Annotated in this window: 18 protein-coding genes; 17 read left to right on the top strand and 1 reads right to left on the bottom strand. The window is 70.7% G+C overall.

The window, feature by feature from the left end:
- Window positions 1-40: 40 nt before the first annotated feature.
- Window positions 41-2,128 (bottom strand): alpha-galactosidase, encoded by a 2,088-nt coding sequence (locus OG439_RS48625; RefSeq protein ID WP_326947072.1) that lies wholly within the window; start codon window positions 2,126-2,128, stop codon window positions 41-43.
- Window positions 2,129-2,204: 76 nt separating this feature from the next.
- On the opposite strand from OG439_RS48625, the gene OG439_RS48630 reads away from it, so the two are divergent.
- The 17 genes from OG439_RS48630 (at window position 2,205) to OG439_RS48710 (ending at window position 18,003) form a co-directional block, all read left to right on the top strand.
- Window positions 2,205-3,395: an ROK family protein gene (locus OG439_RS48630; RefSeq protein ID WP_326947073.1), complete on the top strand. Its 1,191-nt coding sequence runs from the start codon at window positions 2,205-2,207 to the stop codon at window positions 3,393-3,395.
- A gap of 64 nt (window positions 3,396-3,459) precedes the next feature.
- Window positions 3,460-4,692 carry an ABC transporter substrate-binding protein gene (locus OG439_RS48635; protein WP_326947074.1) on the top strand — a complete coding sequence of 411 codons (1,233 nt, stop codon included), beginning with the start codon at window positions 3,460-3,462 and terminating at the stop codon, window positions 4,690-4,692.
- On the top strand, window positions 4,692-5,648 hold the full coding sequence (locus OG439_RS48640) for a carbohydrate ABC transporter permease (protein ID WP_326947075.1): 957 nt from the start codon (window positions 4,692-4,694) through the stop codon (window positions 5,646-5,648). The genes OG439_RS48635 and OG439_RS48640 overlap by 1 nt, the downstream gene beginning before the upstream one ends.
- Entirely contained in the window at window positions 5,648-6,481 is an 834-nt protein-coding gene (locus OG439_RS48645; protein WP_326947076.1) for a carbohydrate ABC transporter permease, read from the top strand. Before OG439_RS48640 ends, OG439_RS48645 begins: the two co-directional genes overlap by 1 nt.
- 21 nt (window positions 6,482-6,502) lie before the next feature.
- On the top strand, window positions 6,503-7,819 hold the full coding sequence (locus OG439_RS48650) for a glycoside hydrolase family 27 protein (protein WP_326947077.1): 1,317 nt from the start codon (window positions 6,503-6,505) through the stop codon (window positions 7,817-7,819).
- A 177-nt stretch (window positions 7,820-7,996) separates the two neighbouring features.
- Window positions 7,997-8,806, top strand: a complete 810-nt coding sequence (locus tag OG439_RS48655) for a CoA transferase subunit A (protein ID WP_326947078.1) — start codon at window positions 7,997-7,999, stop codon at window positions 8,804-8,806.
- Window positions 8,803-9,060 carry a hypothetical protein gene (locus OG439_RS48660; RefSeq protein WP_326947079.1) on the top strand — a complete coding sequence of 86 codons (258 nt, stop codon included), beginning with the start codon at window positions 8,803-8,805 and terminating at the stop codon, window positions 9,058-9,060. Before OG439_RS48655 ends, OG439_RS48660 begins: the two co-directional genes overlap by 4 nt.
- Window positions 9,057-9,815 carry a CoA-transferase subunit beta gene (locus tag OG439_RS48665; RefSeq protein ID WP_326947080.1) on the top strand — a complete coding sequence of 253 codons (759 nt, stop codon included), beginning with the start codon at window positions 9,057-9,059 and terminating at the stop codon, window positions 9,813-9,815. The genes OG439_RS48660 and OG439_RS48665 overlap by 4 nt, the downstream gene beginning before the upstream one ends.
- Window positions 9,816-9,831: 16 nt before the next feature.
- Entirely contained in the window at window positions 9,832-11,013 is a 1,182-nt protein-coding gene (locus tag OG439_RS48670) for a thiolase family protein (protein ID WP_326947081.1), read from the top strand.
- A gap of 10 nt (window positions 11,014-11,023) precedes the next feature.
- Entirely contained in the window at window positions 11,024-11,761 is a 738-nt protein-coding gene (pcaH, locus tag OG439_RS48675) for a protocatechuate 3,4-dioxygenase subunit beta (RefSeq protein WP_326947082.1), read from the top strand.
- A complete protein-coding gene (pcaG, locus tag OG439_RS48680) occupies window positions 11,761-12,315 on the top strand; it encodes a protocatechuate 3,4-dioxygenase subunit alpha (RefSeq protein ID WP_326947083.1) in 555 nt (184 codons plus the stop codon). The genes pcaH and pcaG overlap by 1 nt, the downstream gene beginning before the upstream one ends.
- A 14-nt stretch (window positions 12,316-12,329) precedes the next feature.
- On the top strand, window positions 12,330-13,106 hold the full coding sequence (gene pcaD / locus OG439_RS48685) for a 3-oxoadipate enol-lactonase (RefSeq protein WP_326947084.1): 777 nt from the start codon (window positions 12,330-12,332) through the stop codon (window positions 13,104-13,106).
- Window positions 13,107-13,117: 11 nt separating this feature from the next.
- Window positions 13,118-13,522, top strand: coding sequence for a 4-carboxymuconolactone decarboxylase (pcaC, locus tag OG439_RS48690; protein ID WP_326947085.1), 405 nt, complete (start codon window positions 13,118-13,120; stop codon window positions 13,520-13,522).
- Between the two features lie 9 nt (window positions 13,523-13,531).
- On the top strand, window positions 13,532-14,365 hold the full coding sequence (locus OG439_RS48695; protein WP_326947086.1) for an IclR family transcriptional regulator domain-containing protein: 834 nt from the start codon (window positions 13,532-13,534) through the stop codon (window positions 14,363-14,365).
- Window positions 14,358-14,957 (top strand): nucleotidyltransferase family protein, encoded by a 600-nt coding sequence (locus tag OG439_RS48700; protein WP_326947087.1) that lies wholly within the window; start codon window positions 14,358-14,360, stop codon window positions 14,955-14,957. Before OG439_RS48695 ends, OG439_RS48700 begins: the two co-directional genes overlap by 8 nt.
- 362 nt (window positions 14,958-15,319) lie before the next feature.
- On the top strand, window positions 15,320-16,192 hold the full coding sequence (locus OG439_RS48705) for an AAA family ATPase (RefSeq protein WP_326947088.1): 873 nt from the start codon (window positions 15,320-15,322) through the stop codon (window positions 16,190-16,192).
- A gap of 44 nt (window positions 16,193-16,236) precedes the next feature.
- Window positions 16,237-18,003 carry a hypothetical protein gene (locus tag OG439_RS48710; protein WP_326947089.1) on the top strand — a complete coding sequence of 589 codons (1,767 nt, stop codon included), beginning with the start codon at window positions 16,237-16,239 and terminating at the stop codon, window positions 18,001-18,003.
- Window position 18,004: the final 1 nt, after the last annotated feature.

Raw genomic sequence — 18,004 nt, forward strand, 5'->3', positions numbered from 1 at the left:
CCTGCTCACCCGTCCTGGTGACTCCGGTCGGCGTGGGTATTCAGACCCTGGTCAGCCGCACCACCGCGCTCGCGTAGCCGCTCCCCGGCAGCGCTACGTCGATCCCGTGGCTCAGCAGCACCGCGCCGTGGTGCACGACGCCGTCCTGGTCCCGGTACCGCGCCGCCGGATCGAGCCCGGCCAGGCGCGGCGGCGTGACCGGCCGCGCGAACTCCGCGGGCCGCCGCCAGAAGATCACCACGACGTCACCGCCCAGCACGTACTGCACCGCGGTCAGCGCCGAGCGCGCCGGATCGGCCAGCCGGTACAGCTCGCCGTGCTGCACCACGGGCCGGATCTCCTTGTACAGCGCCACGAGCGCTGTCGCCTCAGCGAGTTCTTCGGAGGACCACTTGGGCAGGTCCCCGCCGAGGCCGAGCACGCCCGCCATCGCGACGTGGAAGCGGAAGCTCAGCGGCGCCTCCCGGCCGGTGGTCGGGTTCGGGCTGTCGGTGACCCAGGCCGACATCGTGCCGGCGGGGTAGAGCTGGCCGTAGCCGTGCTGGATGGTGATCCGGTCGGCCGCGTCCGTGTTGTCCGACGCCCAGATCTCATCGGTGCGCGCGAGGATCCCCAGGTCGGTGCGGCCGCCGCCACCCGCGCACCCCTGGATCCGCAGGTCGGGGTGATCGGCCCGCAGCCGGTCGAAGATCGTGTACACGGCGCGGACGTGCTCGACCCAGAGCCGTCCCGGATCCGCGCTCGAGGGCCACCCGGCCTCGGTGAACGCGCGGTTCATGTCCCACTTGAGGTAGTCGATCCCGTGCTCGCCGACGAGCCGGTCGAGCCACTTGTGCGCCCAGTCCGCGACGTCCGGGCGGGCGAAGTTGAGCACGAGCTGGTTGCGCAACGTCGTGCGCGTGCGGTTCGCCATGTGCAGCACCCAGTCCGGGTGCGCGCGGTAGAGGTCGCTGTCCGGGTTGACCATCTCCGGCTCGACCCACAGCCCGAACTTCATCCCGTGCGCGTGCACCGCGTCGGCGAGCGGCCCGAGCCCGGCGGGGAAGCGCTGCTCGTTGGCGGTCCAGTCGCCGAGGCCGGCGGTGTCGCCGGTGCGGGCGCCGAACCAGCCGTCGTCCATCACGAACAGCTCGGCGCCGAGCTTCGCGGCGGCCTCGGCGAGTCGTGTTTCGGTCTGCTCGTCGACGTCCCAGCCGGTCGCTTCCCAGGAGTTGTAGACGATCGGCCGCAGCCCGCCGGAGTGCGGCTGGACGAACTCGCGGACGTAGGCGTGCCAGCGCCGGCTCGTGCCACCGAAGCCGTCGGCCGCGTAGAGCCCGGCGAACACCGGCGTCTCCCAGGTTTCTCCGGGCTTCAGCCGCCAAGAGACGTTCTCGTGCCCGAACCCGCCGGTCCAGGTGACGCGGCCGGTGTGCGTGTGGTCGACCGTGATCCGCCAGCTGCCGCTCCACGCCAGCGCGGTCGACCAGACCTCGCCGGACGTCTCCGTCGCGTCGCCCGCGTCGAGCATCACCCAGGGGTTGACCTGGTGACTGGACACGCCGCGACGGCTGGTCAGCGTGGTTTCGCCGACGGGCAGCGGTTCGCGCAGCACGCCGTACTCGGCACTCCAGGCACCGGACGTCCTGCTCAGCCGCGCGCCGTCGCGCCGGGGAAGCGTCCAGGACGCGGAATCCGTGCGCAGCAAGGAAATCTCCGCGTCTCCGGTGGTGCGCAAGGTCGTCCAGCGCTCGATGACGTCGCCGCGGACGCGGTAGTGCAGCGAGAGCTCCAGCGGGTAGTGGCGGTCGGCGAGCCGCATCACCAGGGCGCCGTTCTCGAGTGAATGCCCCGCGTAACGCCACTCCAGCGCCGACGTCCCGTCCTCGAACCGCACGGCCAGCGCCGCGACGCCGAAGAACGCGCCGCCCTCGGCCGGCAGTTCGAGCCGCTCGTCGCCCGGCTCGTCGAAGCTGCTCTCGGCCGGGTTGCGGCGCTCGGCGACCTGCGTGGCCTGCGCCAGCGTGAGCGGCGGCCCCCAGTGGACGTGCCGCGGCCGGTCGTCGGCGTCGAGCCGGAAGGCGTACGAGCTCTCCGGGGTGCGCAGCAGCCACAGCCGGTGCGCGGGGTCGTGTTCCACGAGCGACATGGTCCTGAGCGTAGGCACGACCAGCCGAAAAATAAATTCTTGACGAAGTTAATTAATCCTGCCTACCCTTCCGGCCATGCCTCGCAGTGCACCGGCAAGGGCGCCGATCACCAGTCCCGCGGCCGCGACCGTGTTCACCACGGTCCTGACCGAGGGGCCGGTCTCCCGCGTCGACGTCGCCCGGCGCACCGGGCTCTCCTCCGCCGCGGTCACCAAGGCGGCCAGGCCCTTCATCGACGCCGGTTACCTCGAAGAACTCGCCTCCGCAGGCCGGACGACGCCGGGCGCCGGGCGGCCCGCGAACCCGCTCGCCATCCGGCCCGACCGCGAGTACTTCGTCGGCGTCAAGATCACCGGCGACGACCTGATCGGCGTCGTCACCGACCTGCGCGCCGACGTCCGCGCCACCGCCCATCACGCGCTGACGAGCCACGACGTCGAGCACGTCGTGCGGGCGCTCGCCGACCTCGTCGGGGAGCTGCTGGCCGGGCCGACGCCGGACGGCACCAGCAACCTCCGCGAGCGCGCCTACTGCCTCGGCGTTGCGGTGTCCGGCGACGTCGACCGCGCGTCCGGGATCGTCCGCTACTCGCCGTTCCTCGGCTGGCGCGACGTCCCGCTCGCCGAGCTGCTCGACGAGGCGACCGGCCTGACGACGACGCTGGAGAACGACGTCAAGGCGCTGACCGTGGCCGAGCAGTGGTTCGGCGAGGGCGTCGGGGCGTCATCGTTCGCCCTGGTCACCGTGGGGACCGGGATCGGCAGCGCGCTGGTGGTCGACGGCGCGCTGGTCCGCGGCGCGCACGGTGTCGCCGGCGAGATCGGGCACGTCCCGGTCGCCGACGGCGGCCCGCTCTGCCACTGCGGCGGCCGCGGCTGCGTCGAGGCGATCGCGTCCACCGAGGCGATCCTGCTGCGCGCCCGCGATGTCTCCGGCGAACCCACGCTGACCATGGACGACGCCGTGACGCGCGCCCGCGGCGGTGACGAGCCGCTGCGCGAGGTGTTCGCCGCGGCCGGCCACGCGATCGGGCTCGGCCTGGCCGCGCTGGTCAACCTGTTCGGCCCGGAACGGGTCGTCGTCTCCGGGGAAGGCGTCGCCACCTACGACCTGTTCGAGGACCAGATCCGCCGGACCTTCGCGGTCCAGGCGTTCGGCAGCGCCGCCCGCTGCGGCCTGGTCATCCGGCCGCTGCCGTTCGAGGAGTGGGCGCGGGGCGCGGCCGCCGTCGCCATCCAGAGTCTTTTCGTCGCCGAGAGCGTCTAAGGAGTCCCTTGTGAGCCCCCAGAAATTTACGCTGAATCGTCGAAGCTTCCTGGTCGGTTCCGTCTTGTTCGCCGGGGGAGCGGCCCTCGCGGGCTGCACCACGGACCCGCTGAACAAGAACGCGGGCGCCGCTTCGGGCGCGAAGGTCACGTTGCAGCAGTGGTACCACGCCTACGGCGAATCCGGGACGCAGCAAGCGGTCCAGCGGTACGCGCAGGAGTTCACCAAGGCCAACCCGGACATCGCGCTCAACGTCAGCTGGATCGCCGGCGACTACGAGACCAAGCTCAACTCGGCGATGCTCACCGCGCAGGCGCCGGACCTGTTCGAGCTGGGCGACTTCCGGTACCAGAACGTCAAGAACGGCCTGCTCGCGCCGCTCGACGACGTCATCGCGCCGGCCAAGGCCGACTTCAGCCCGGCCGCGCTCGACACGGTGACGGTGGACAACAAGATCTACGGCGTCAAGATGATCGACGACGTCATGATGCTGTACTACCGCAAGAGCGCGCTGCAGGCCGCGGGCGTCCAGCCGCCGCAGACGTTCGCCGAGCTGCTCGACGCGACCCGGAAACTGAACACCGGCAAGCAGAAGGGCCTGTACGTCGGCACCGACGGCGTCGGCGAGGCCGCGACCCTGCTGCTCTGGTCGTCCGGCGCGGACTTCTTCGACAGCAGTGGCAAGAAGGTCGCGTTCGCTGCTCCCGAAGCCGTCGCCGCGATCGCCGGGCTCAAGCAGCTGCACGACACCGGCGGCCTGCTCCAGGGCTACCCGACCGACTGGTCCGACCCGGGCGCGTTCGCCAACGGCGCCACCGCGATGCAGTGGGGCGGCCTGTGGTCGCTGCCGGACGTCAAGAAGGCCCTCGGTGACGACTTCGGCGTCGTCGCGTGGCCGAAGTTCGGCGACGCCGGCAAGCAGGTCGCGCGTGTCGGCGGCTGGTACCAGCTGGCCAATGCGAAATCTCAGAACCTCGACGCCGTCAAGAAGTTCATCGACTGGCTGTGGATCAAGAACGCCGACCTGCAGAAGGACTGGTGCGTCAAGTACGGCTTCCACATCCCGGCCCGCAAGCCGGTCGCCGCGCAGACGACCGAGTTCTCGAGCGGTCCCGCGAAGGACGCCGTCACGATCTCGCAGCAGGACGGCAAGTCCTACTCGGGCCTGTGGAACAAGGCGTCGGCGACGCTGTTCCTGCAGGCCGCGACCAAGATCGCGAACGGGGCGGACCCGGCGGCCGAGCTGGGGGACGCGGCGAAGAAGGCCCAGGCCGAAGTCGACAAGCAGCTGGCCTGATGACGGCCGTGATGGAGGCCCCGGCCGTCCCGGCGGCGGCGAAGAAACCACGCCGTCGCCGCCGGGACTGGCGCGCGATCGGCGCGTTCGCCGTGTTGACCGGCCCGGTGGTGCTCGGGCTGGGGCTGTTCAAGTACGTCGCGATCGCGTGGAGCTTCCTGCTCAGCTTCAACGAAGCGCGCGGCACCATCACCATCGGCCACTGGATCGGCTTCGACAACTACGCGTTCCTGCTCGGCGACGACGCCTTCCTGACGTCGCTGTCGACGATCGCGCTGTTCACGGTGTTCATCGTGCCGATCACCTTCGTGGCGTCGCTCGGCCTCGCCGTGCTGATCAACAGCATCCGCCGCGGCAAGGCGTTCTTCCGCACGGTGTTCCTCATCCCGGCCGCGGTGTCGTACGTCGTCGCCGCGCTGGTGTGGAAGATGGCGCTGTTCAACGGCCTGCCCTCGGGCGTCGCGAACGTGCTCGGCGGGCTGTTCGGCGCCGAGCCGGTGCCGTGGCTGTCGGAGACCAGCCCGCCGGTGTACTGGGTCGCGGTGGTGACGCTGCGGCTGTGGCTGCAGGTCGGGCTGTACATGATCCTGTTCCTCGCGGGGCTGAAGGCGATCTCGCCGTCGCTGTACGAGGCGGGGGAGCTGGACGGCACGACCAAGTGGCAGGCCTTCCGCTACATCACGCTGCCGCAGCTGCGGAACACCTCAGTCGCGGTGCTCCTGCTGATCCTGATCGCGGCGTTCCAGGCGTTCGACGAGTTCTACAACCTGTTCGGCACCGGGCTGTCCGGCACCGCGACGGCCCCGGTGAAGCCGCCGCTGGTCTACCTCTACGACTCCGCGCTCGGCGATCAGAACTACGGCGTCGGCTCGGCGGGCGCGTTCCTGCTGACCGTGCTCATCGTCGTGATCACCCTGCTGCAGGGCCGGTTCGTCGGCTTCGGGAAGAAGGACTGATGGCCGTCCTCACAGTTCCCCGGAAAGCTCCGAAGTACGTCCTGGCCTCGGTGCTCGCGCTGATCTTCCTGCTGCCGTTCTACATCATGCTGCGCAACGCGCTGATGACGCGCCAGCAGGTCACCTCGCCGGACTGGTCGTGGCTGCCGGACCCGCTGTCGTGGGTCAACTTCGGCGACTTGTTCGCCGACGCGTCGGTCCCGATGGCGCACTCGTTGTGGAACTCGTTCCTGGTCGCGATCGTCACCGCTCCGGTCGGCACGCTCTTCGGCTCGATGGCCGGCTACGCGCTGGCCCGGATCAACGTGCCGGGACGGCGTGCGGTGTTCACGTACGTGCTGGTCACGCTGATGATCCCGCAGTCGGTCACGTTCGTGCCGACGTTCGTCGTCGTCGGCTCGCTGGGCGGGGTCAACACGGAGTGGGGGATCATCGCGCCGAACCTGTTCAGCGCGTTCACGGTGATCCTCTTCCGCAACTTCTACCTGCGGTTCCCGGCCGAGATCGAGGAGGCCGGCCGGCTCGACGGCCTCGGTTACCTCGGCGTCTACCGGCGGCTCGTGCTGCCGAACTCGGGGAGCATGATCGCGTCGCTCGGCGCGCTGATGTTCATCGAAAGCTGGAACGCGTTCCTGTGGCCGCTGGTGATCGGGCAGGACCCGTCGTCGTGGACCGCGCAGATCGCGCTTTCGACGTTCCTGACCGCGCAGTCGGTCAACCTGCCGGCCCTGTTCGCCGGCGCGCTCGTCACCATCGCGCCGCTGGTCGCGATGTTCCTGGTCGCACAGCGGTTCATCGTCAGCGGGATCGCGGCGAGCGGCCTGAAGGAGTAGTCCCCCTTCCCCACCCGAGGAGTGTCTCTCTTGAAGCGTCTCCTTTCCGTTTTTGTCGCTGTACTGGGGTTTCTGGCTTTCCTGGTGCCCACGGCCGACGCGCGGACGCCGTTCGTCAAGCCGTTCATGGGCTGGAGCAGCTGGAGCCTGGAGTCGTCGACCCGCGCGGGTTACGGCACTTCGTGGCTGAACGAAGGGCACATCCGCGACGCGGCCGACGCCCTCGCGGGCAAGCTCAAGTCCGCCGGTTACACCAACGTCAACATCGACTCCGGCTGGAACGCGGACCTCGCGTGGGTGTTCCACACCGACGTCAACGGGATCCCGGCGCCGGATCCGGGCCGGTTCCCGTCCGGGATTCCCGCGTTGGCCTCCTACGTCCATTCGCGCGGGCTGAAGCTCGGCCTGTACGCGGTGACCGGGCTGGAGAAGGAGGTTTACGACAAGAACGCGCCCATCCTCGGGACGTCGTGCCACGCGCAGGACATCGCGTACCGGCCGCTGACGCCGTCCAACGGCTGGGGCGGCAACTGGAAGGTCGACTTCGGGAACCCGTGCGCGCAGAAGTACTACGACTCGATCGTGTCCCGGTTCGCGTCCTGGGGCGTCGACTTCGTCAAGGTCGACGGGACGACCGCGGACAACGTCGCCGACATCAGGGCGTGGTCCGCGGCCATCGATCACGCGCGGCGGCCGATGTGGCTGACGGCGAGCGCGTGGCCGGTGCCGCGATCCATCGGCCCCTCAATCGCTCCCTATGCCAACGGCGTGCGCATCGACACCGACGTCGAGTGCTACTGCGACACGGTGTCCTCCTGGGACAGCTCGGTGAAGGCGCGCTGGGCGGACCTGCCTTCGTGGCAGGGCGTGTTCGGGCCGCAGTACCGGCCGGACCTGGACTCGATGCCGATCAGCAACAACACCGGCAGCGGCATCCAGGACGGCATCTCCGACGTCGAACGGCAGAGCGTGATGACGTTCTGGTCGATGGCGTCCTCGCCGCTGTACGTCGGGGGAGACATCTGCTTCCTGGACTCCGCCGCGGTGTCGATCCTGACGAATCCCGAGGTCATCCGCGTCGACCAGGCCGGGTCCTACCCGACCCAGGTGACCGGCGGCGACCTGCAGGTGTGGCGGAAGCGCGCCCCGGACGGCCGGACGTACGCGGCCGTCTACAACCTGGGTCCGGCACCGGCGGACATCCGGGTGGACCTCGGTGGTCACGGGTCGAGCCCGGTGCGTGACCTGGTCGCCCGGACGGACCTTGGGCGCTTCCGAGGGTCGTGGACCGCTTCGGCTGTTCCGGCTCACGGCTCGCGGCTGGTCCGGATCGGCTGATCGTTGTTCTCGAAGGGGCTCTTCTAGCGCGACCGTCTCGCGCGAACGGCGGGAAAAGTCCCCTTCGTCGTGCCTGCGTCATCCATTGGGTGGAAGACGTCTGGTCGCCGCCCCGGCCATCGTGTTATGTTCGATGACAGAACGAGTGTGCGTGATGCGAACAGGTGGGAGTGCGGGATGGCGGAGCTGCTGTCGCTGGAAGAGGCCGTGGCCCGGCTGGTGCACGACGGCGACACCGTCGCGCTGGAGGGCTTCACGCACCTCATCCCGGTCGCGGCCGGGCAGGAGATCATCCGCCAGCGGCGGCGTGACCTCACGCTGGTGCGGATGACCCCGGACATCGTGTACGACCAGCTCATCGGCGCCGGCTGCGCGAGCAAGCTGATCTTCTCGTGGGGCGGCAACCCCGGCGTCGGCTCGCTGCACCGGTTCCGCGACGCGGTCCAGCACGACTGGCCGGTGCCATTGGCGATCGAGGAGCACAGCCACGCGGGCATGGCGAACCGCTACGTCGCAGGCGCGTCGGGCCTCCCGTTCGCGGTCCTGCGCGGCTACACGGGCACGGACCTCCCGGCACAGACCGACACCATCAAGCCGATCACCTGCCCCTTCACGGGCGAGCAGCTGACGGCGGTGCCGGCCCTGAACCCGGACGTCACGATCGTCCACGCCCAACGCGCGGACCGCGCGGGCAACGTCCAGATGTGGGGCATCACCGGCGTCCAGAAGGAAGCGGTCCTGGCGGCGAAACGCTCGCTGGTGACGGTGGAGGAGATCGTCGACGACCTGGAACCCCGCCCCGGCGCGGTCATCCTCCCGGGCTGGGTGGTCACGGCGGTGTCGGAAGTCCCCGGCGGCGCCAAGCCGTCCTACGCGGCGGGCTACTACGAACGCGACAACTCGGCCTACCAGGCTTGGGACGAAGTGGGCCGCGATCGTGAGGCGTTCACGAAGTGGCTCGACGACCTGACCGGGGTAACGGCATGACTCCCGCCCCGGCCGTGGAGCACGGGTTCTCCCCGGCGCAGCCCACCGGCAGCACGTCTTCCCGGGCGCTCGGCGGCGAGGTCACGGCCCCTTTCTCCGGCGCGGCGGTCTTCAGCCGAGCCGGCGTGGACCCGGCTCGCGCGACCCCGTCCGGCCGGGCGGTCGCCGCCTCCTTCCCCGAGGCGGCGCCCACGGCCCCGGTCCCCACCGCGACCACCCCCGACACCGGCTCCACCGCGGAGGCAACGGCATGACCACCGACTACACCGCCGACGAGATGATGAGCGTCGCGGCCGCCCGCGCCCTCGGCGACGGCATGTCCTGCTTCGTCGGCATCGGCCTGCCGAGCAAGGCGGCCAACCTGGCCCGCCGCACCCACGCCCCGGACCTGACCCTGATCTACGAGTCCGGCTGCCTCGGCGCGAAGCCGTCCCGCCTCCCGCTCTCCATCGGCGACGGCGAGCTGGCCGACACCTCCGACGCCGTGGTCAGCGTCCCGGAGATCTTCAACTACTGGCTCCAGCCCGGCCGCATCGACGTCGGCTTCCTCGGCGCCGCCCAGCTGGACAAGTTCGGCAACATCAACACCACCGTGATCGGCTCGGACTACCACGATCCGAAGGTCCGCCTGCCCGGCGCGGGCGGCGCCCCGGAGATCGCCGCGTCCTGCCGCGAGGTGTTCGTCGTGCTCCGGCAGAACCCCCGCGCGTTCGTCGAGAAGGTCGACTTCGTGACGTCCTTCGGCCACGGCACCGGCAAGGGCGACCGCGAACGCCTCGGCCTGCCGGGCCGGGGCCCGACCCTGGTGGTCACCGACCTGGGCCTGCTGCGCCCCGACCCGGAGACCGCGGAGCTGACCCTCACCGAGCTCCACCCGGGCGTCGAGCTGGAGCGCGCGGTGGCGGCGACCGGGTGGACACTGAAGGTCGCGGACGACCTCACGGTCACCCCCGCCCCCACCGAAGAGGAGCTGGCCGTGCTGCGAGACCTCGAAAAGGCAAGCAAGTGACCCGGAAGGCCACCGCATGACCGACGTCTACGTCCTCGACGCGCTCCGCACCCCGTTCGGCCGCTACGGCGGCGCGCTGGCCGGCGTCCGGCCGGACGACCTCGCCGCGACCGCGCTCCGGGCCATCCAGTCCCGCAACGACCTGGATCCGTCCACAGTGGACGAGGTGACCCTCGGCGACGCGAACGGCGCGGGTGAGGACAACCGCAACGTCGCCCGCATGGCCACCCTGCTCGCGGGCTGGCCGACGAGCATCCCCGGCAACACCGTCAACCGGCTGTGCGGCTCGGGGCTCGACGCGGTGATGCAGGCCAGCCGGTCGATCCAGGTCGGCGACGCGTCCCTGGTGGTCGCCGGCGGCGTCGAGTCGATGACCCGCTCGCCGCTGGTCATGCCCAAGCCGGAGAAGGCGTTCCCGGCGGGCAACCAGACCCTCTACAACACAGCGCTCGGCTGGCGCATGGTCAACCCGGCGATGCCGGGGCACTGGACGATCTCGCTCGGCGAGTCCACCGAGAAGCTCGCCGAGCAGTACGGCATCGGCCGTGACGAGCAGGACGCCTTCGCGGCGCGCAGCCACGTCAACGCCGCCAAGGCGTGGGACGAGGGCTTCTACGACGACCTGGTCGTCCCGGTCGACGGCGTGGACCTGGCCCGCGACGAGAGCATCCGCCCGGACTCCAGCCCGGAGAAGCTGGCGAAGCTCAAGCCCGCGTTCCGCAAGGAAAACGGCACCGTCACGGCGGGCAACGCGTCACCGCTCAACGACGGCGCCTCGGCGCTGCTGCTGGGTGACGAAGCGGCGGCGAACCGGCTCGGCCGGGCGCCGCTCGCCCGGATCGCCGGCCGCGGCGCGGCGGGGGTCGACCCGGACGTCTTCGGCATCGGCCCGGTGCGCGCGGCCGAGATCGCGCTGGAGCGTGCCGGCATCGGCTGGGACGACCTGGCCGCGGTCGAGCTGAACGAGGCCTTCGCCGCGCAGTCGCTGGCGTGCCTGCGCGACTGGCCGAAGCTCGACCCGGAGATCGTCAACACCCACGGCGGCGCGATCGCCATCGGCCACCCGCTCGGCGCGTCCGGCGGCCGCATCCTCGGCACCCTGGCGCACGACCTGCACCGCCGCGGCGGGGGCTGGGGACTCGCCGCCATCTGCATCGGCGTCGGCCAGGGCCTGGCCGTCGTCCTCGAAGGCCGGTAAAGGAGGCACCATGGCTGCTCCGACCGAACTCAAGCTGCCGCACTACGGGCCGGACCCCGAAGGCACGCACCCGCCGCTGGGCTTCACCGGCTACCGGTCCACGGCGTTGCGGTACCCGCGGCAACCGCTGGTGCTGCTCCCGCAGATGCTGACCGAGGTCACCGGCCCGCTGCTCGGCCCCGGCCGGCTCGGCGAGCACGACAACGACCTCACCCGCCGGCACGCGGAGGAGCCGCAGGGCCAGCGGATCATCGTCACCGGCCGGCTGCTCGACGGCGACGGCCGTCCGGTGCGGGACTCGCTGATCGAGATCTGGCAGGCGAACGCGGGCGGACGCTACCGGCACACCGGCGACCGCTGGCCGTCCCCGCTCGACCCGAACTTCGACGGCGTCGGGCGCGCACTCACCGACAGCGACGGGCGCTACACCTTCACCACCATCAAGCCCGGCGCGTACCCGTGGAAGAACCACGACAACGCCTGGCGCCCCGCGCACATCCACTTCTCGGTGTTCGGCTCGGCGTTCACCCAGCGGCTGGTCACCCAGATGTACTTCCCGGACGACCCGCTGTTCTCCCAGGACCCGATCTTCAACTCGATCCCGGACGAGAAGGCCCGGCAGCGCATGGTTTCCCGGTACGACCACGAGATCACGCAGTCGGAGTGGGCGCTCGGCTACCAGTTCGACATCGTGCTGCGCGGGCGCGAGGCATCGGTGTTCGAAGAGGAAGAAGAGGACGAGGACTGATGCCCAGGCTGCTCCCCACCCCTTCGCAGACCGTCGGCCCGTACCTGTCGATCGGCCTGCCCTGGCCCGACGGCCCGTACGTCGTCCCGGAAGGCACCCCCGGCGCGCTCTGGATCCGCGGCACGGTGCGCGACGGCGCCGGCGATCCGGTCCCGGACGCCATGATCGAGACCTGGCAGGCCGACCCCGAAGGCGGCTTCCACCACCCCGACGACCCCCGCGGCGAGGCGTCCGGCGAGTTCCGCGCCTTCGGCCGCTGCCCGACGGAAACCGATGGCACGTACGGAATCCTGACCCTGCTGCCGGGCCCGCTGCCCGGCGGGGGCGGCACCACCCAGGCGCGCCACATCGACGTGTCGGTCTTCGCACGCGGCCTGCTCAACCGGGTCGTCACGCGGATCTACTTCGCGGACCAGGACAACTCGGCGGACCCGACGCTGGCGACGGTGCCGGCGGAGCGGCGCGACACGCTGATCGCCGCGAAGACCGCGGACGGCTACCGCTTCGACGTGCGGTTGCAGGGCGACGGTGAGACGGTGTTCTTCGCCCTATGAACGGAGATGGGAACGTGAACGCCGTACCGGTGCACCGGGTCGTCGAAGGCCCTGAAGACGGGCCGGTGGTGGTGTTCGCCGGTTCGCTGGGCAGCGACCTCCGGATGTGGGAGCCCCAGGTGGTTCCGTTGCTGGAGCGCGATTTCCGGGTGGTGCGCTACGACACCCGCGGCCACGGCGCGTCGCCGGTGCCGCCCGGCCCGTACGACCTCGACGACCTGGGCGCCGACTTCCTCGCGCTGCTGGACGACCTCGGCGTCGCGAAGGCGCACCTGGTGGGGCTCTCGCTCGGCGGGATGACCGGCATGTGGCTCGGCGTCCACGCGCCCGACCGGATCGCGAGCCTGGTGCTCTGCTGCACGTCCGCCAAGCTCGGCCCGCCGGAGATGTGGGCGGACCGCGCCCGCACGGTCCGCGCGGAGGGCACGGCGACCGTGGCCGGCGCGGGTGTCGGCCGCTGGCTGACGCCCGCGTACCGCGAACGGCACCCCGACCGCGCCGCGTTCCTGCGCTCGATGATCTCCGAGGTCCCGGCCGAGGGCTACGCCTCCTGCTGCGGCGCGATCGAGCGGATGGACCTGCTCGACGTGCTGCCGAAGATCGCCGCGCCCACGCTGGTCATCGCCGGCGCCGACGACCCGGCCACCCCGCCGGAGGAGCACTCCCGCCCGATCGCCGACGGCATCCCGGGCGCGCGGTTGGAGGTCGTGGCGGACGCTGCGCACCTGGGCAGCTACGAGCAGCCCGAGGAGTTCACCAGGCTGATCCTCGAGCACCTGGAGGCACTGTGACAGACAACCGCGTGACAGAGAACCGCCACGAGCAGGGCATGAAGGTGCGCCGGGAGGTGCTGGGCGACGAGCACGTCGACCGCGCGGTCGCAGGCACGACCGAGTTCAGCCGCCCGTTCCAGGACTACATCACCGAGGGCGCGTGGGGCACGGTCTGGTCCCGCGACGGCCTGGACCGGCGCACCCGCAGCTGCGTCACGCTGGCGGCCTTGACGGCGTTGCACGCGCACAACGAGCTGCCGATGCACGTCCGGGCCGCGGTCCGCAACGGCTTGACCGCGGCCGAGATCGGCGAGGTCCTGCTCCACACGGCCGTCTACGCCGGCGCCCCGGCGGCGAACGCGGCGTTCGCCATCGCCCAGCGCGCCCTGGCCGAGCTCGGCGAGCCAAGCGCCCTGCCCGCCGACGCCGGATAGGGTTTCGGAATGGACGCGAGTCTGCCCCCCTTCGACGTCGAACTGGACGGCGAGCCCGCCCACCGCGGTGCCCACCACGTGCAGTCGCTGGAGCGCGGCTTGGCCGTCATCAAGGCGTTCCACGCGGGCGCGGCCGAACTCACCTTGAGCGACGTCGCCCGCGCGACGGGCCTGACCCGCGCAGCTGCCCGCCGTTTCCTGCTGACGCTGACCGACCTCGGTTACGTCCGCACGGACGGCAAGTACTTCTCGCTCACCGCCCGCGTCCTGGAGCTGGGGTACTCGTACCTGTCGAGCATGACGCTGCCCGAGGTGGCGCAGCCCCACCTCGAGCACCTGTCGGCCGACGTGCACGAGTCGAGCTCGGTCTCGGTGCTGGAGGGGACGGACATCGTCTACGTGGCGCGGGTGGCGGTCTCGCGCATCATGACGGTGAGCATCAACGTGGGCACCCGCTTCCCGGCACACGCGACGTCGATGGGGCACGTCCTCCTGACCGGTCTCAGCGCCGCGGAGCTGGAGGCGTACCTGGTGGTCGCGAGGCTGGACCGCCTCACCGACCGCACGGTCACCTCACCCGACCGCCTGCGCACCGAGCTGGCCAGGGTCGGCGAGCAGGGCTGGGCCATGGTCGACCAGGAACTGGAGGAGGGCCTCCGCTCGGTGGCGGCCCCAATCCACGACCGCCGAGGCACGGTGGTAGCGGCGGTGAACCTCTCGACCCACGCGAGCCGCACCACAGCCGAGTCGGTGGAGCGAGACCTGGTCCCACCCCTGCTGGCCACAGCCCGCGCGATCGAGTCGGACCTGTCGGCAGGAGCCCCGGGCCGAGCCCATGGCTGAGCAGGTAGCCGGCCTCCTACTGGCCGCAGGCGCCGGCCGCAGATTCGGAGGCCCGAAGGCCCTGGCCACCTTGAACGGCGAGCCCCTGGTCCAACGCGCCCTACGGATCATGAAGGAAGCAGGCTGCACCCCGATCCGAGTGGTAATAGGCGCAGCAGCCGACGAAGTCCGAGCCCTGCTACCAAACCCCGACATGGCGGTAGTAGCGGAAGACTGGGCAACCGGAATGGGCGCCTCCCTACGCACCGGCCTGGCGGAGCTGAACCGCCTGAAGGAACCGGTAGCGGCACTGGTCCACCTGGTCGACCTCCCTTGGGTATGCCCCGAAATCCTCACCCGGGTAGCAACCAACGCAACAGCGAACACCGTCGTCCGAGCAGCCTACGAGGGCACCCCGGGCCACCCGGTCCTACTGGGCCGCACCTGGTGGCCAGAAATAGCCAAAACAGCAGAGGGCGACCGAGGAGCCCGAGACTGGCTGGCAACCCGCAAGGACCTGACACTGATCGAGTGCGCAGACCTAGGCAACGGCCGCGACGTAGACCACCGAGCGGACCTGCCGAACGAAGCAAGCCCCACCAACCCCGCCTGACCCACCCAACCAGGCCAGCGGCCGCGACCTAGACCACCGCGGAACTGCCGAACTCGGCAAGCACTAGCAGCCCGGCTGACCCGCCCGAGCGGGCAGCGGTCGCGACGTAGACCACCGCGCGGACCTGCCGAACCCCAGCCATTCGTACGGCAGGCGGCAATCCCGCGCACAAGCTGCTCAGCAAGCTCAGCAAGCTCAGCAAGCTCGGCTGACCTGGCCCGACGAGCCCGGCCTGGGTCGCCCCGGACTCACTCCGCCCGACATCGGCCCACCCCGCCGCGACCCTCCTAACCCCCCCGGACCTGCCGAGCCCCCTCGGCCGTAAACCGCGCCGAAGCTTGTCGACCCCTACGATCGAGTTCGTGACCGACTCGCTCGCCTCACCCGAAGAACTCGCCGCCGCGCTGGATCGGACCGGTTATCTCGCCGATGACGGGCTCGCCACCGCCGGGTTCCTCGCCCTGCGGATGGGGCGTCCGCTCTTCTGCGAAGGTGAGCCCGGCACCGGCAAGACCGCCCTCGCCCTCGCGCTGGCCACCGCGCTCGATCGGCCGCTCGTGCGCCTTCAGTGCCACGAGGGCATCGACGCCGCCCAGGCTCTCTACGAGTGGGACTTTCCGCGGCAGCTCCTGCACCTGCGGGCCCTTGAAGCGAGCGGGGGCATCGACGTCGAGACCGCCGAGCGCTCCCTCTACACCGAGCGGTTCCTGCTGGCCCGGCCGCTGCTGCAGGCCCTCATCAGCGCCCCGTGCGTGCTGCTGATCGACGAGATCGACCGCGCCGACGACGAGTTCGAGGCCTTCCTCCTGCAGCTGCTCGACGAGTACGCCGTGACCATCCCCGAGTACGGCGAGGTCCGCGCGGATCAGCCGCCGCTGGTGGTGCTGACCTCCAACCGGACCCGTGAGGTGCACGACGCGCTCAAGCGGCGGTGCCTCTACCACTGGCTGGAACACCCGGACCTGGTTCGAGAGGTCACGATCCTGCGCCGTAGGATCCCGCTAATAGGTGAAGTTCTGGCTCGGCAGGTCGCTGAAGCGGTGCAACGGCTCCGGCAAATGGACCTGCTGAAACCACCTGGAGTAGCGGAGTCACTCGATTGGGCGAAAGCCCTGATGACTCTCCACCGTGACGAACTGGACGCGGCATCAGCGGCGAGAACGCTCGGTGCGGTCCTGAAATACAGCGAAGACCTCGACCGGGTCAGGGCCAAGCTCGACGCCCTGTTCGCCTGACGGCCGGTCCGGGGGATGACCGAAGGCGTGGGAGGACCTGAGGCATGAGTGTGGCGGAGACGACCGAGGCGCGACCACTGGCCGAGCCGGAGCCGGATCGGCCCCAGCCGGCCGGTCCGGCGGACACCCGCCGGGGGTGGCGGCCCAAGCTGGCCGCCGTCGCGGCGATCCTCGGGGGCACCGCGCTGATCGCCGCGCACGCCTCGCTCTACGGCAACTGGCTGATCGACGACGCGGCGATCACGTTCGCCTATTCGCGTGACGTCGCCGACGGGTTCGGCCCGGTGCTGCAGCCCGGCGCCCTGCCGGTCGAGGGCTACTCCAACCCGACCTGGATGATCCTGCTCGCGCTCGGCAAGCTCGTCGGGCTGTTCGACCACGGCACGATCTTCGGCGTCAACGACCAGATCCTGTTCCCGAAGGCCCTCGCCCTGGCCTGCTGCCTCGGCATCCTGGTCCTGTTCTACTTCGGCGCGAAGACGCTCAGCCGCCGGCCCGCCCTGATCACCTTCGTCGCCGGGGCGGCGCTCGCCGCGATCCCGTCGTTCGTGATCTGGTGCTTCTCCGGCCTGGAGAACTCGTTCTACGCGCTGACCGTCACCGCGATCGCGGTGCTCTGCCTGCGCGCCGTCCAGAGCGGCAAGCTGCTCAACCACCAGGTCGCCATCGGTACCGGCCTGATCGCCATGGCCGCCGCGCTGACCCGGCCGGACGGGATCATCTACGCCGGCGCGTACCCGATCGTCGTCGCGCTGTTCCTCAAGCGCGAGCTGCTCGCCCGCAGCATCCGCGCGGTCGTCGTCTCGGTGGCCGCGTTCGCCGTGCCCTACGGCGCCTACGTGGTCTTCCGCTGGTTCGAGTTCGGCCGGCTGGTGCCCAACACCGCGGTCGCGAAGGGGCAGGACCCGCCCACCCTCGACGACCTCGACCGGCCCGCCCAGATCGTGGACTACATCGGCTGGCTGGTCGTCGCGGTCGCCGTCGCGTGCCTGGTGATGCTGCTGGTCCGGCCGTCGAAGCTGCGCACCGGCCTGGTCGCGCTGCTGGCGCCGTTCGGGCTGACGGTGGTCGCGTTCATCGTGCTCGAGTACGACTGGATGGGCCAGCTGCGGTTCGCGACGCCGGTGTGGACGCTCGGCGCGTTCGGCGGCGCGATCGTGGTGGTCGAGGCGCTGGCCGCGGCCCGGCTGCGCGGCCGGATCGCGCTGGCCTGCCTGCTGGTCGTCGCGCTGGTCAGCTCGGTCAGCGGGCTCTACACGCAGGGCACGACGTACCGCGCCCACGCGAAGACGGCGTTCTGCATCGTCGCCGAGCGCGACGCCCAGGCCATCAACGGTTTCGCGGACATCCTGAAGCTGCCCGACACGGCCCAGGTCGGCCTGATCGACCTCGGCGGGACGTCGCTGGGCAGCCGCATCCGGGTGCTCGACCTGGCCGGCCTCGGCGACAAGCCGATCGCCGACTACCTGCACGAGGCCGACATGGCCGGCCTGCGCGACTACACGTTCAACGTCGCGAAGCCGGAGATGATCACCTTCATCGGCTCGTGGATCACGACACTGCAGTTCGACAAGGACCCGCGGTTCGACCGCGACTACGCGACGATCTTCGTGAACCGCCCGATCGGCGACGACACCGTCGACTCGCGCAACTGGGTCAGCTACCACGTCCGCCGCGACCTGGTCGACCCCGCGAAGCTCGCGGAACTGCAGGCGTACGCGCAGAAGACGCTCCCGCCGATCCTGGAGCTCAACAAGACCGCCGGCCTCCGCGCCTGCGCACCGATCAAACCCGGCATCAAGGTCTCCTGAC

Origin of the sequence: Amycolatopsis sp. NBC_01307 (assembly GCF_035975215.1) — a bacterium.
Lineage (GTDB): Bacteria > Actinomycetota > Actinomycetes > Mycobacteriales > Pseudonocardiaceae > Amycolatopsis.